Source organism: Phaeobacter sp. JH20_02 (assembly GCF_048056915.1).
Classification (GTDB): Bacteria; Pseudomonadota; Alphaproteobacteria; order Rhodobacterales; family Rhodobacteraceae; genus Phaeobacter; species Phaeobacter bryozoorum.
Window position 1 is genome coordinate 69,022 of sequence record NZ_JAYMVP010000032.1, and the last position, 12,577, is coordinate 81,598.

Genomic DNA, 12,577 nt, shown 5'->3' on the forward strand with positions numbered 1-12,577 from the left:
TCCAATTCCACAGGATTGTCTTGCCATGGTGGGTTTGCTATCGCGTAAACAGGCTGGCCCTGATCAGGCCCCGTGGCTCAACTGGATAGAGCAGCCCCCTCCTAAGGGGCAGGTTGCAGGTTCGAATCCTGCCGGGGTCGCCAAATAGCACGGCTGCCTGTCTCAATCATGACATTCGGTACGTGCGGGGGCGCCCTGCCTTATTCTGACGCGATGTCGATCCCGTTGACAGGGCGCTGTCGGATTGACCTCTGCGCGATGCGAATTAGCTCAGGCAGATGAAGCACTGGTTGATAATCGGCCTGGTTTTTCTGGGGGCCTGCGGGCGCGGGGTTCCTGAGAATGCGCGCATTGTTGTGGCGGGCGACTCCGTCATGGCCTGGAACCGAAATGACAGTGGATCCGTTGCGGATCGGCTGGAAAGTCGGCTTGGCGAACCGGTTGGCGATGTCTCGCTGTCGCTTGCGCGGGTGACCGGCGGGCGCGGGGCGTTGCACATACCCACGCAGCTGAAACCAGTGTCAGCGGAGTGGGTCGTGCTGAATGGCGGTGCCAATGACCTTCGCAGCCGCGATTGTGGCTGCAAGGTTTGCGATGTCGAACTTGACCGGCTGATTTCCGCGAGCGGAACGCAGGGTGCCATCCCAGAACTGGTCTCAGATCTGCGCCGTCGCGGATCGCGGATCATCTGGCTCGATTATTACACCTCTCCGCGATACGCGGGTACGGTCTGTGTTGCGCCCTACCAAATTCTGGAGGAACGGCTGGCGCGTATGGCGGCAGCGGATGCGGGCGTGACGCTCCTCGATATGGATGCGGTGTTTCGCCCCGACGACCTGTCGCTTTTTGCGCCTGACCGGATTCACCCGTCGCTGCGGGGGTCGGATCTGATCGCAGGACAGGTTGCGCCGCTGCTGAGGCGGTGACAGGCGAAGATCCTGTGGACCCCAGGTGTTGCCACCCCGACGCCCCGGCCGGGAGCGGCCGGGATTTGATATCGGGGCGGCGGGGGACAGCTATCGACGCGCGATCAATCCTCGGTGCTGAGACCGGAGAGGAAGAAGTCCTGACCGAGCTTGGGATTGCTGGCCAGACCTTCGACCATGTCTTCGTAGTATTTTCGTTTGATGGCGCGGCTTTCCTGCTTTTCCAGGCCATGACCTGTGAAGGAGGCGATGCGTGCGGTTTGATTGTCTTTCTTGACCCGCAGCGCCCGTGCCACTTTGTCCGGGTAGCGCTTCACCAGGGCGCTGCGCAGCGCCCAGGAGTATTTCGGCGAGAACGGAGAAATCCAGTCGATGAACCAGAGCCGGTCACCGCTGTTCCAGCGATCCGGATCGAGGTGGTTTGGATCGAGGATATACGCCGCCTCCGTCTCTTCGTCGAGCAGCGCCCAGCTGCAATACGCAACCGGGAAACCGTCTCTTTCGACTATGTAATACTGCTGGCTGGCGATCGCAGGCAGGATAAACCCTGCCTGCTGGCTGACCCTCCAGTCCCGGTGCAGGACGGAATTGGACCACAGCCAGGCGATCTTGCCATAAGTCTGGAAGTTCTGTTGAGAATCCATGGTCGTTCTTTCCTGCTTCCGGTCAGCTGTGGTCACGGCGTTAGACAAAGACAAAGGAGTTTGCCCCCAGCTCGTCGATTTCCACGCCATGAAGGTCGATCAGGTCGCCATCCGAGGTCTGGATACGGGTGTGGGTCTCCTGACCATTTGCACTTGCGACGACCGAGATGTCAAAATCAGCCACGGAGCCGCCAAAGTCAAACATCAGCTTGTCCTCACCAACGGTGAAATCGGTGATCCGGTCAGTGCCGTGACCTGCGCGGAACACAAAGGTATCGAAGCCTTCGCCCCCAGCAAGCCGATCATTGCCAGCCCCCCCCTCCAGCAGGTTTCGCCCTGCGGTGCCGATCAGATCATCATCGAAGTCGGAACCGATGACGCCTTCGAACCCGGAAATCTGATCGCCGGCGATATAGTTGGTTGGCGACGGAATTAGCTCGGAGGTTTGTTGGGCCAGGTTGATACGAACGGCAGTCGAATGGCCCTCATGGCTCAGAACATCGAAGCCTTCGCCACCATTCATCGTATCGGTGCCTTCGCCGCCGATAATGGTGTCGTCGCCTTCCCTGCCGTCGATCAGGTCGGCCCCGGCGCCGCCATCAAAATAGTTGCCACCGGCATTACCTCTCAGAATATCCGACTGGCTGGTTCCGACAACACCTTCAAAATTGCTGACCGTGTCGCCTGCAAGCCATTGGCTGCCATTCCAGTATTGCGCAAACTGTTGATGCCCAGGTTGGGTCGAGGCGAGGTCGAACTGGATAGCAGATGCTTCCCCTTTGTAGCTCGCGACATCAAAGCCGGCGCCGCCGTCCAATACATCCAATCCGGCGCCGCCGACGATGACGTCATTGCCCGCCTTGCCGGAAATCGTGTCCGCCCCGGCGCCGCCTTCCAGGTAATTGGCATCGTTGTTGCCGATTAGCTTGTCATCCAGAGAGGTTGCAATCACACCTTCGAAATTGCTGTAGACGCCGGCAGTCGTCAGAAGCACCTCTTCTCCGGTGTGGGCGTCATTGTAACGTACGTGCTCTGCGTGCTGGCCGATACCCAGCTCAAATTTGATACCGATTCCATAGCCTTCGCGGCTGTAGAGATCAAAGCCGGCGCCGCCGTCGATTGTGTCATCCGACAAGCCGCCATCAATGATGTCATCGCCGCCCTTGCCGTCGATATTGTCCTTACCTGACGAGCCAATGATGATATCATCGCCCTCAGTCCCGTTGATGCCGGTCAGAGAGTTTCGATCGACATCGCGAATATTCAGGAGTTTGTTCAGGTCGAACAGGCCGTCGTAGCTGAGCAGTGCACCGCCGCTCTCTGCGTCCGTTAGTTTACCCAGCTCATCGCCGAAACTGCTGGTTTCATCTCCGTTTTGAGGCGTCTTCCAGACGTCGTCCGAGTTGCGGAAGGCGTGGTAATTGGCCCGCAGCGTGGTGAAATAGCTGCTCGGTGACGCAGCTGACGTGCTGTCAAAGCTCCCCAGCGCACCATGGCGGAACTCGACGTTTGCGCCGTTCGAGTAGACGACGTTGACCCCGAACGAGTCTGCACCGCCCGCTTGTTGAAGGATTGCGTTCAGATCAGCTTTTGCCAATCCATCCAGAGTGGTCCAGCTATCTGTGTTGGTGCTCAATGCCTGGCTGCTGGTCCTCAATCCCTGCGGTGCGAGGAAGTAGTCCTCGACCGTAAAGGAGAAGTCTTCACTAAGCGAGATGACCAAATCGTCGCCATAGGAATTGAACCAGATCTCACGGTCGTCGCGAACGTGGATGTTGAGGAGGTCGCCGGCGATATCTTCGGCCTCTGGCCCGGTGATCAGATGATGGCCCCGGCTGCCGCCCCCGAAGTTGGCCGGGAAATAATTGACGTTGTAGATGTCCCGCCCTTCTCCGCCGACGATAATATCGTTGCCGGTAATGAAGTCGTCATAGGTGAAGTGATCATCGCCCGCGTCACCATACAGGTAGTCGTCCTTCGATGATCCCTCAATCGTATCGTTGTGTTCCGTCCCGAGGAGCGCAACCGACCCGGAATCCCAGGCGACATCGACGCTGATATCCAGCTCGGATGTGGTGCCATCTGCGTTGACATTGGTGATGCCGTTATTGATCGCAGCCCGGTATTCGGACAGGGAATGGACGATGGTATCGCCCTCAGCGCCCTCGGTGTCCAAAACGATATGCGCGGCTTCTGTATTCCAGACATTGAGCCTTTTCAGTGCAGTATCATCCGTGCTTCTCAGGATATTCGTGAGCGACGCCGCGGTTTTTGTAACCTCCTCATCCCGGTTTTCGGTCACCAGAGGAATCAGGGCTTCTGCCATTTCGGTCGCGGTCTGTTCGCGGATCTGGTCGACCTCAAGCTCATCGACAAAGCGCTGCAATGTCTGGCTGCTGAGCCCGATGGTATCTCCATCGTCTTCGCCGCCATCAATATAGAGCTCGTCTTTCTGGCCGTTCCAGTAGCTTTCCAGAAGTGCGTGTTTGAGGTTGATCAGATCGTCGCCCTCGCCGCCACCAACAACCTGAATTGAGGCGCCGACATCAATGCGGTCATCGCCGCCGAAGCCAAAGACCTGTTCAAGCTGTGTGGAGGTGTCGAGAAACATGAAGTCGCCCAGCGAGGAGCCATGCAGGATTTCGATATTGCTGAGGGTGTCAGAGACTGAGTGGATGCCACTGCGCTCGGCAAGCTCAACTTTGCGGAATTGTACAACCTCGGTGCGTTTGCCGTGGTTGGCAGTCTGCGAGTCGATGGATTCCTGATAATATTTCGAACCTGCCGTGAGGTTCTTCGAGACATAGGTGCTGTCGCCGGATGCACCAATGGAAAGCCCTCTCGAAAGCTCGCCACCTGACAGCCGCGCGTAGGAGGCGGTATCCTGCCCGGTGCCACCGTCGAAGGTGACCTGGCTTTCATAGGCGAACAGCGTGTCATCACCACCACCCGCGTTGATTTCGATCCCGACCTCCATCTTGTTGCCCATACGGTCTTCGGCGCTCGACACCACCTTCGACATGTTAAAGGTGGTCTGATTGTCGCCGTAGTCGCGGATATCCCAGCCGGACAGGTCGGTAATCTTGAGCGTTGTCTGATACTCGTTCTTGCCGGTCTCTTCGCGGCTGGTTTCCTCGGTGCCGGCGGAGAACAGCGGTGTTGTGAAGGTCAGGTAGGATTTGGCGCCATTGGCATTCGGCAGGTTGATAACATTGATATCGCTGCCCTCGGTCGGGGTGAGGCTGCGGTTGCCGGTCTGCCAGCCATTGGTCGTGAAGGTTTCGACGTAGTTCTTGGCGGTCTTGTTCAGCTCGCCACTGGTTTTGCTGATGGCCGACAATTCGATATCGGTTACATCCAGACCCTGGCCGCCAAGCGCAATCACCTGGTCGACATCGTCGTCCGCGATCAACTCGCCGAAGAACTCGGTGTAGTGGGCCTTGGTCTTTTCCTGTTTCTGATCAAAGCTGCCGTCGAAGAACTCTTCGACAGTCTGCGGATTGCCGTTCTCGTCAGTTCGGATCTTGGCGGCATATTTGTCGGCAATTCCTTCAAGCGCAACCTGTTCAAAGGCACCAACAATTGCCGAAATCGCACCACCAATCAGACCCACCGCAGCGGCGATCGGGGCGCCCACGCCGGTTGCCGCAAGTACGCCCGATGTGACGCCGGTGATGACGTCGAGCCCGGTGGTCACGCCATAGAATGCGGCTTCTGCGTCTTTGGATTCCTGGAGAAGGTCGCTCAGCAGGCCGGAGCTGTAGGTGTCGGCCTTCTGAATCGCGTCGATCCGATCCTGTTTCTGGTCAAATTCCGCCCATTTTGCCGGGTTGATCGCACCTACTACAGACCCGATGGCGCCGATAACCGGTACCGCCTTGCCAAGCACGTTAGCGGCCTTGCTGCCTGCCTTGACCGCAAGCTCTGCGATGCCGAGCACGTTCTCGACGGCCGCAAAGGCGAGCGCGGTTCCCTGCAGGCCGACCTCTGCCTGTACGACTTTGCGGGTTTCATCCGGCAGGTTCGGGTCGGCAAGAAGCTTAGCTGTGGGCACAAAGCTGGCTGCTGCGCCGCCAACCAGTGACAGTGCCGCAAAGCCCTTTGCGCCCTTAGCAAATTTCAGATGGCCGGCAGCGTCCAGGATGTCGCCGCCAGCGCTGAACACGGCTTCACCCAGGAAGCCTGCGTTAGCAGCATGGCCTTCGGGCGTGTTGTCGGGTTTGACGGCGAAAGCGGAGATCGCCTGACTGCTGCTCAGTAGATTGACTCCGGCCTTCAGCGAGGCGGTGCGGACGGTGCTGCTGTATTCCTGGAAGCCTTCTGTCTTCTCTCGGAGGCTGATCAGCTCAAGGGATTCACTGGAAATGGCTTCCAGCTCGGCCTTTGCATCTGCGGCAAGCACATCGCTGCCGGTGTAGGTCTCCGCCGCGTATTTCTTGTATTCTTCCAGCTTATCTTGCCGGGCGATTTCGAGGGCATCAATGCGCGCTTGCAGATAGTTCGCGTGGCTTTCGCTGTGGTCGGCGATATCGCCGCCCTTTTCAAATGCAGCAAGGTCGGTTTGCAGTTTTTCGGCTGCATCAAGAACGGTGCTGGTCCGGTAGATCTCTTTGCTGACCTTGTCGGCCGCTTCGGCGTCGAAATCCGCATGGTTCGGATCACTTAGGCGGTCGTGCTGCGCCCGGAGCACGTCCAGGTCGACCTGAAGCTTTGATATGTCGTCGGTGACATTACCCTTGATCGAATTGATGAACTGTTCGTTGGTATTCGCCAGTTCGCCAGCAGCATATTGTTGTTCGATGGCGGCGACGATCTTGCCGACGATTTTCAGATCTTTTGCGATGAACTCAGCCCATTGGGCTTCAAGATTGTTGTCCTCATCGTCGTTCACCAAATCCTTACCGGCGATCTTCCCTTTCAGGCTTTTGACCAGATTGTAGTTCCAGTTCGAGTAGTTGGTCGCCTTGCTGATGGCTTTGACTTCGGGAATACCCAGCCCGGTTTCCAAGAAGGTCTGAACGGTGTCGCGGAACGACTCCCGTGCCTCCGGTCCCAGGTCCGAAAAGATCGCATCATAGGCGATGACAGAGGTTTCCAGAATTGCGGTTTGTTCTTCGTTCAGCATGTATCGCGACCTTTCTGACGGAAGCAGCCTGTAATCCAGTTTCGCTACGGTTGTGCCGTGCTTGGACACGCATAGGGATATTCACGCGCGCGGCTATATGGCCAAATCCTTGGACTGGATAAGGCCAGTTTGCGCTTGGTTCGAATAACGCGCTTATGTTCAGGGGGTTACCGGCATCTATTCGATCAGAATTATCTACAGCGTGGAGAGGGAAAAACGCGGAGGACCTATTCGTCGCTACAGGCCTCTGTCGCAGTTTTCAGCTGAAGTGACGCATTTTGGTTTTCTGTAACATGTTCAGTGATTTGGCGAATCAAATTCGCCCATGACGGGAATCATCTGCGCGTTGTTGTCACCATCGCACCGGTAGAGTTTGCTGCCGCTCTCCGTCTCTGATCAGCCTGCTGGGGCCGCCCAAAGACCGGCCGCCCACCAGGTGCCCAGCCATGGCTTCAATATAGTTTGACACCCCAATAAGGTGAGTTGAGATTTGTAAAACGCGAGGCGGCTAGCCGAGTCCGCCAAGGGTTTGGATCATCTCGCGGATCACTCCGACACCGTCGCGGGCCTTCAGATTGGCAAACAAAAATGGGCGATCCCCGCGCATTCGTTTTGCATCGCGCTCCATCACCGATAGATCCGCACCGACATGCGGGGCAAGGTCGGTCTTGTTGATGATCAACAGATCCGAGCGGGTGATCGCCGGCCCGCCTTTGCGGGGGATTTCCTCGCCTGCGGCGACGTCGATCACATAGATGGTCAGATCTGCCAGCTCGGGGCTGAAGGTGGCAGAGAGGTTGTCTCCGCCGCTCTCGATCAGGACAATCTCGAGATCCGGGTGGCGCTCCCGCATCTCCGCGACCGCGCCGAGGTTGATCGACGCATCCTCGCGGATGGCTGTATGAGGGCAGCCGCCGGTTTCAACACCCAGGATCCGGTCCTGCGGCAGGATCTGCAACCGCATCAGGGCCTCGGCGTCCTCCTGCGTGTAGATGTCATTGGTTATCACCGCAATGGAGTGGCTGTCGCGAAACACCTCGCTCAGGGCTGCGGTCAGGGTGGTTTTGCCCGCGCCAACCGGGCCGCCAATTCCAATGCGCAGGGGGCCGTTCAATGTGCTCATGTGCGAAAGATCCTTGAATGCTGTGTTTCGTGTTTCATCGCGGCAATGTCCGCAAGAAAGCAGGTGGAGGACAGGCGCTGGAGGTCACCATCCCCGGTTTGCTCTGCGATCTGCTGGCAGAGCGGCGCAAGGGCGTGGAGGATAGCCTGTGCGTCGCTTTGCCCGATGGGGGCAAGGCGCTGAGCCGCCGCGACGAGGTTTGCGGTGAATGCGTGCAGGTAAAGCGCCGTTGTGGCCTGCAAGGGCATCGAACAGCAATTTGCCGCAAAGCCGACAGCTACGGGATAGGTGAGCCTTGCGGCAACGTCTCGGTCGGTTCCGGGCCAGATGCTGCGGGTGATCTGGCAAAAGGCTGCGCCCTGAAGATCGGTTTCGCGGAGGCGTTCCAGGGATGGTGCATAGGCGCGGCATTGGGTGTCGATCCGCTGCACGGTATCGGCGTCCGGGGCGTGATAGGCCGCAGCGAGGAACAGCGCATCCGACCAGCCGCCGCCGTCGCGCAGAACCGTTGCGATCCAGTCCTGCACGTCGGCAGCCGAGCTGACCGCGGCGGAGGTCATCGCCCATTCCAACCCGTGGGAATAGCTGAACGCCCCCACCGGGTAGCCGGGAGAAAACCACTGCATCAGGGTCAGCAACTGTGCCTCAGTGGGCATGGGGCTGCCCCTGAGCGTCGCCATGGGAATGGCTGTGGGTGCGGCCATGACCATAGGCGCCGCCCTCGGGGGTGAAGGGTTCGACCACATCGCGCAATGTCGCGCCGAGTTTTTGCAGCATGTCGCGGATCACATGGTCGCGCTGGATCAGCAGACGGTCCGCGCCGATCTGGCAGGGCATATGGCGGTTGCCGATATGCCAGGCTAGGCGCAGCAGGTGATCGCCGGTGACCTCCAGCAGCGGTTCGTTTGCCGGGTGCACGCCGATTTTGCGGCCATCGTCCAAGACAAAAGCATCGCCCATGTCGAGCGACAGCGTGGAGGGGAAATCGACCAGAAACCGCAGGCCACTATCAGAGGTCAGCACCCTGCGTCGCAGGAAACGATCCTCGTAGCTGAGGGTGATCCGGTCGTCGGCATCATGCGCGTGGACCTTGTGTTGGCTGAGGGGGAGTGACATGGGAAGGCTCCGTCAGAAAAGGAAATAGCGCTGGGCCATGGGCAGATCATCGGCCGGGGCGCAGGTCAGAAGCTCGCCATCTGCACGGACCTCATAGGTTTCGGGATGGACCTCGATCTTGGGCAGGGCGGTGTTGAGTTTCAGGTCCGATTTGCCAATGTCGCGGGTGTTTCTGACCGCGCAGGTCTGTTTGGCGAGACCAAGGTGCTGGGCAATCCCGCCTGCCTGCGCCGCTTCGGAGACAAAGGTGACGGAGGAGTTTTCCACCGATCGGCCAAAGGCTGCGAACATCTGCCGGGAATAGACCGGCTGTGGTGTGGGGATAGACGCATTGGGGTCACCCATCTGCGCCATTGCAATGGACCCGCCGAGCAGAACCATTTCAGGCTTTACCCCAAAGAAGGCAGGATTCCACAACACCAGATCACCGCGTTTGCCGACCTCGATACTGCCGATTTCATGGGCGATACCATGGGCGATGGCCGGGTTGATCGTGTATTTGGAAATATAGCGGCGGACGCGGAAATTATCGTTTTCTCCTGTCTCCTCGGGCAGGCGTCCGCGTTGCTTTTTCATCTTGTCGGCAGTCTGCCAGGTGCGGATCAGAACCTCACCCACCCGCCCCATCGCCTGACTGTCCGAAGCGATGATCGAGAAGGCGCCCATGTCATGGAGGATATCCTCTGCCGCAATGGTTTCGCGACGGATGCGGCTTTCAGCAAAGGCGACGTCTTCGGGGATGGACTTGTCGAGGTGATGACAGACCATCAGCATATCGAGATGCTCTTCGATGGTGTTGACGGTAAAGGGGCGGGTCGGATTGGTAGAGGAGGGCAGGACATGCGCTTCGCCGCAGATCTTGATGATGTCCGGGGCATGGCCGCCACCCGCGCCTTCGGTGTGGAAGGCATGGATGGTGCGCCCCTTCAGCGCTGCGACCGTGTGTTCAACAAAGCCTGATTCATTCAGTGTGTCGGTGTGGATCATCACCTGCACGTCCATCGCGTCCGCTACTGACAGGCAGCAGTCAATGGCGGCGGGGGTGGTGCCCCAGTCCTCATGCAGCTTCATCGCGCAGGCCCCGGCGATGATCTGTTCCTCAAGCGCGCGGGGCTGTGAGGCGTTGCCTTTGCCCGCAAAGGCCATGTTCATCGGAAAGGCGTCGGCGGCCTGCAACATGCGCCCGATGTGCCAAGGCCCCGGCGTACAGGTGGTGGCGAGGGTTCCATGTGCGGGGCCGGTGCCGCCGCCGAGCATGGTCGTCAGCCCGGAGTGCAGCGCCTCCTCGATCTGCTGCGGGCAGATGAAATGGATGTGGCTGTCAAAACCGCCAGCGGTCAGGATGCGCCCCTCGCCCGCGATGATCTCGGTTCCCGGCCCGATGACAATCGTGACACCGGGTTGAGTGTCCGGGTTGCCTGCCTTGCCGATGGCGGCGATGCGCCCGTCTTTCAGACCCACATCCGCCTTGTAGATGCCGCTATGGTCTACGATCAGCGCATTGGTGATGGCCGTGTCGACTGCCCCCTCGGCGCGGCTCGCCTGAGACTGGCCCATGCCGTCGCGGATGACCTTGCCCCCGCCGAATTTCACCTCTTCGCCGTAGCTGAGCACGTTGCCGACACCGCTGGCTTCGGCGATCAAATCGCGCTCCACCTCGATAGTCAGATCGGTGTCCGCCAGACGCAGACGGTCTCCCACCGTGGGGCCGAACATGGCCGCGTAATCGGCGCGTGAAATCTGGGATGGCATCAGAGATCCCCCATGATGGCGGCGTTGAAGCCGAAGATCCGTCGCGCGCCGGATATCGGGATCAGCTGTACCTCGCGGCGCTGGCCCGGTTCAAAGCGCACGGCTGTGCCGGCAGCGATATCAAGACGCAGGCCCCGAGCGGCCTCCCGGTCAAAGTTGAGAGCTGGGTTCGCCTCGGCAAAATGGTAGTGCGAGCCGATCTGTACCGGGCGGTCACCGGTGTTAGAGACCATCAGGACGGTGACCGGACGATCCGGGTTGAGGTCCAGACTGCCCGCGGCGGGGATCAGTTCTCCCGGGATCATTTGCGCCGCCACAGAAGGCTGGCGCAGCCGATAACGACAGTCGCGACCAGAGCCGCGAGAAGCCAGGTGTCCGCACCGTGCGGGTGAACATGCGCGCCGCCATGGGCGAGCGCGGGGCCGCCAGCCAGCAGCAACAATGAGAGGAGCGTGGGTCGCAATGTCATGGGTCTGGGTCTCCTGAATGTGAATCAGCGAATGGGGTTGTGAACGGTGACGAGCTTTGTGCCATCGCGGAATGTTGCCTCGACCTGAATGTCGTGGATCATCTCGGGCACGCCTTCCATGCAGTCGTCCCGGGTGATGACCTGCGCGCCGGCTTCCATCATGTCGGCGACTGATCGGCCGTCTCGTGCACCTTCGACAACGGCGTCGGTGATCAGGGCAATTGCTTCGGGATGGTTCAGCTTGACGCCGCGAGAGAGGCGTCGTCGGGCAACCTCTGCGGCCATGGAAATCAGCAGTTTGTCTTTTTCACGCGGGGTCAGGTTCATGTCAGATCATCCAAGGTCGGGGAAGAGGGGTGCCGCGCAGATCACGGAGGATCGGCAGCAGGAGCTGGCGCAGGACATAGCTGTCCGCTGCGAGGGCACGCATGACCAGCAGGTCTGAGCCGATCAGGCTGGCCCCGGCGGTCGGGCCAAGCTGCGCGCGCAACGGGCCAAGCCGCCCGGCAGCGTCCGGTGCAACATAAATGAGCGTTGCGATGGCTCCGGCGCCGTTTGCGGTTGCGGGTCTTGCCAGATGGGCCGCGATGTCACCATCGAGGCTTACATTATCCAGAAACAGCGGTGCGCCCGCGCGGCGGATGTCGATGCAATCACGCAGGCTCGCCTTGGTAAGGGTCTCGCCCATTGCCGCCCGCCCGAAGATCAGCGTCTCGCATAGCAGCAGCCGGGCGTCTTCGTGCAGATCGACCGTCAGCGTCCGATCCAGGTTGCACCCTTGAAACAGGATGGTTTCCTGGGGCAGCCAGGCAAGGCTGGCGCGAGGCTCGACACTGAGCGAGTTGCGAATTGTGCCCGTCTCTCCGGGTTGCGCCCGATAGGCCCGCTCCGCCGCCTGGGTGGTGAGCGTAAGAGAGGTTCCGACGCGCGCGGTGGCGCTGAGTTCAAATTGATCTCCGCCAGTCACACCGCCCGCTGTATTGACCAGAACTCCCTGAAGATCCGCGTCATGGGTGCGCGGGAACAGCAGCTTCAGAGAGCCCGCCTGACGGAGTCCGGCGAGGACCGATGTGTTGCCGCGCCGCTTGGAGGATACCGAGACCGTGCCGATGGCGCGCGGCGGGGTCGGCTGGCTCGGCCATGGTTGCGTCTCGGCCGTAGGAAGGCGCGACGCCCTGGAATCACCGGAACAGGCGGTTTGCCAAGGCATCAATTGGCGCTGGGATGAAGGTCTAGGCGTCATGCTGTCGATTTCATCACAGTGCGGATCTGCCGCCAGTTCAAAGCGAACAGTTGGGTGTTCCGCGGCAAGCCCTGCGCAAAATAGAGGCCAATTGTGGGTTTGGTGATCAAAAAACAGGCTGTTGCGCGGTTGTCGGCGGGCGTTTTTCGCGCGTCGTTTGCGAAACTTGCTGCGATGCA

The 12,577-nt window shown here is 59.7% G+C and carries 11 protein-coding genes and 1 tRNA gene; 2 read left to right on the forward strand and 10 right to left on the reverse strand.

The features are described 5' to 3' along the window. Positions 1–66 precede the first annotated feature (66 nt). Both VWY34_RS20075 and VWY34_RS20080 read left to right on the forward strand, forming a co-directional pair. Positions 67–143, forward strand: a tRNA-Arg gene (locus VWY34_RS20075). Between the two features lie 135 nt (positions 144–278). Beyond that, positions 279–926, forward strand: coding sequence for an SGNH/GDSL hydrolase family protein (locus VWY34_RS20080; RefSeq protein WP_416546526.1), 648 nt, complete (start codon positions 279–281; stop codon positions 924–926). A 104-nt stretch (positions 927–1,030) separates the two neighbouring features. Here the strand turns inward: VWY34_RS20080 and VWY34_RS20085 are convergent, their stop codons facing one another. The 10 genes from VWY34_RS20085 to VWY34_RS20130 form a co-directional block, all read right to left on the reverse strand. Next, the gene (locus tag VWY34_RS20085; RefSeq protein ID WP_416541471.1) at positions 1,031–1,570 is read right to left on the reverse strand and encodes a toxin-activating lysine-acyltransferase; all 540 of its coding nucleotides are present in this window, start codon (positions 1,568–1,570) and stop codon (positions 1,031–1,033) included. Between the two features lie 40 nt (positions 1,571–1,610). Next, the gene (locus tag VWY34_RS20090) at positions 1,611–6,695 is read right to left on the reverse strand and encodes a hypothetical protein (protein ID WP_416546528.1); all 5,085 of its coding nucleotides are present in this window, start codon (positions 6,693–6,695) and stop codon (positions 1,611–1,613) included. Between the two features lie 508 nt (positions 6,696–7,203). Continuing rightward, positions 7,204–7,818 (reverse strand): urease accessory protein UreG, encoded by a 615-nt coding sequence (ureG, locus tag VWY34_RS20095; RefSeq protein ID WP_340546976.1) that lies wholly within the window; start codon positions 7,816–7,818, stop codon positions 7,204–7,206. After that, positions 7,815–8,474: an urease accessory protein UreF gene (locus VWY34_RS20100; RefSeq protein WP_416534438.1), complete on the reverse strand. Its 660-nt coding sequence runs from the start codon at positions 8,472–8,474 to the stop codon at positions 7,815–7,817. The genes ureG and VWY34_RS20100 overlap by 4 nt, the downstream gene beginning before the upstream one ends. Then, positions 8,464–8,934 (reverse strand): urease accessory protein UreE, encoded by a 471-nt coding sequence (locus VWY34_RS20105; protein WP_416546530.1) that lies wholly within the window; start codon positions 8,932–8,934, stop codon positions 8,464–8,466. Before VWY34_RS20105 ends, VWY34_RS20100 begins: the two co-directional genes overlap by 11 nt. A 12-nt stretch (positions 8,935–8,946) precedes the next feature. Further along, complete coding sequence (gene ureC, locus VWY34_RS20110; RefSeq protein ID WP_416546532.1) at positions 8,947–10,686, reverse strand: urease subunit alpha; 1,740 nt, start codon at positions 10,684–10,686, stop codon at positions 8,947–8,949. Then, positions 10,686–10,991, reverse strand: a complete 306-nt coding sequence (locus VWY34_RS20115; RefSeq protein ID WP_416546534.1) for an urease subunit beta — start codon at positions 10,989–10,991, stop codon at positions 10,686–10,688. The genes ureC and VWY34_RS20115 overlap by 1 nt, the downstream gene beginning before the upstream one ends. Beyond that, entirely contained in the window at positions 10,988–11,155 is a 168-nt protein-coding gene (locus VWY34_RS20120; protein WP_260089775.1) for a peptidase M23, read from the reverse strand. The genes VWY34_RS20115 and VWY34_RS20120 overlap by 4 nt, the downstream gene beginning before the upstream one ends. A gap of 24 nt (positions 11,156–11,179) precedes the next feature. Further along, positions 11,180–11,482, reverse strand: a complete 303-nt coding sequence (locus tag VWY34_RS20125) for an urease subunit gamma (RefSeq protein ID WP_260089774.1) — start codon at positions 11,480–11,482, stop codon at positions 11,180–11,182. Between the two features lies 1 nt (position 11,483). Further along, positions 11,484–12,365 carry an urease accessory protein UreD gene (locus tag VWY34_RS20130; protein WP_416546536.1) on the reverse strand — a complete coding sequence of 294 codons (882 nt, stop codon included), beginning with the start codon at positions 12,363–12,365 and terminating at the stop codon, positions 11,484–11,486. Positions 12,366–12,577 lie beyond the last annotated feature (212 nt).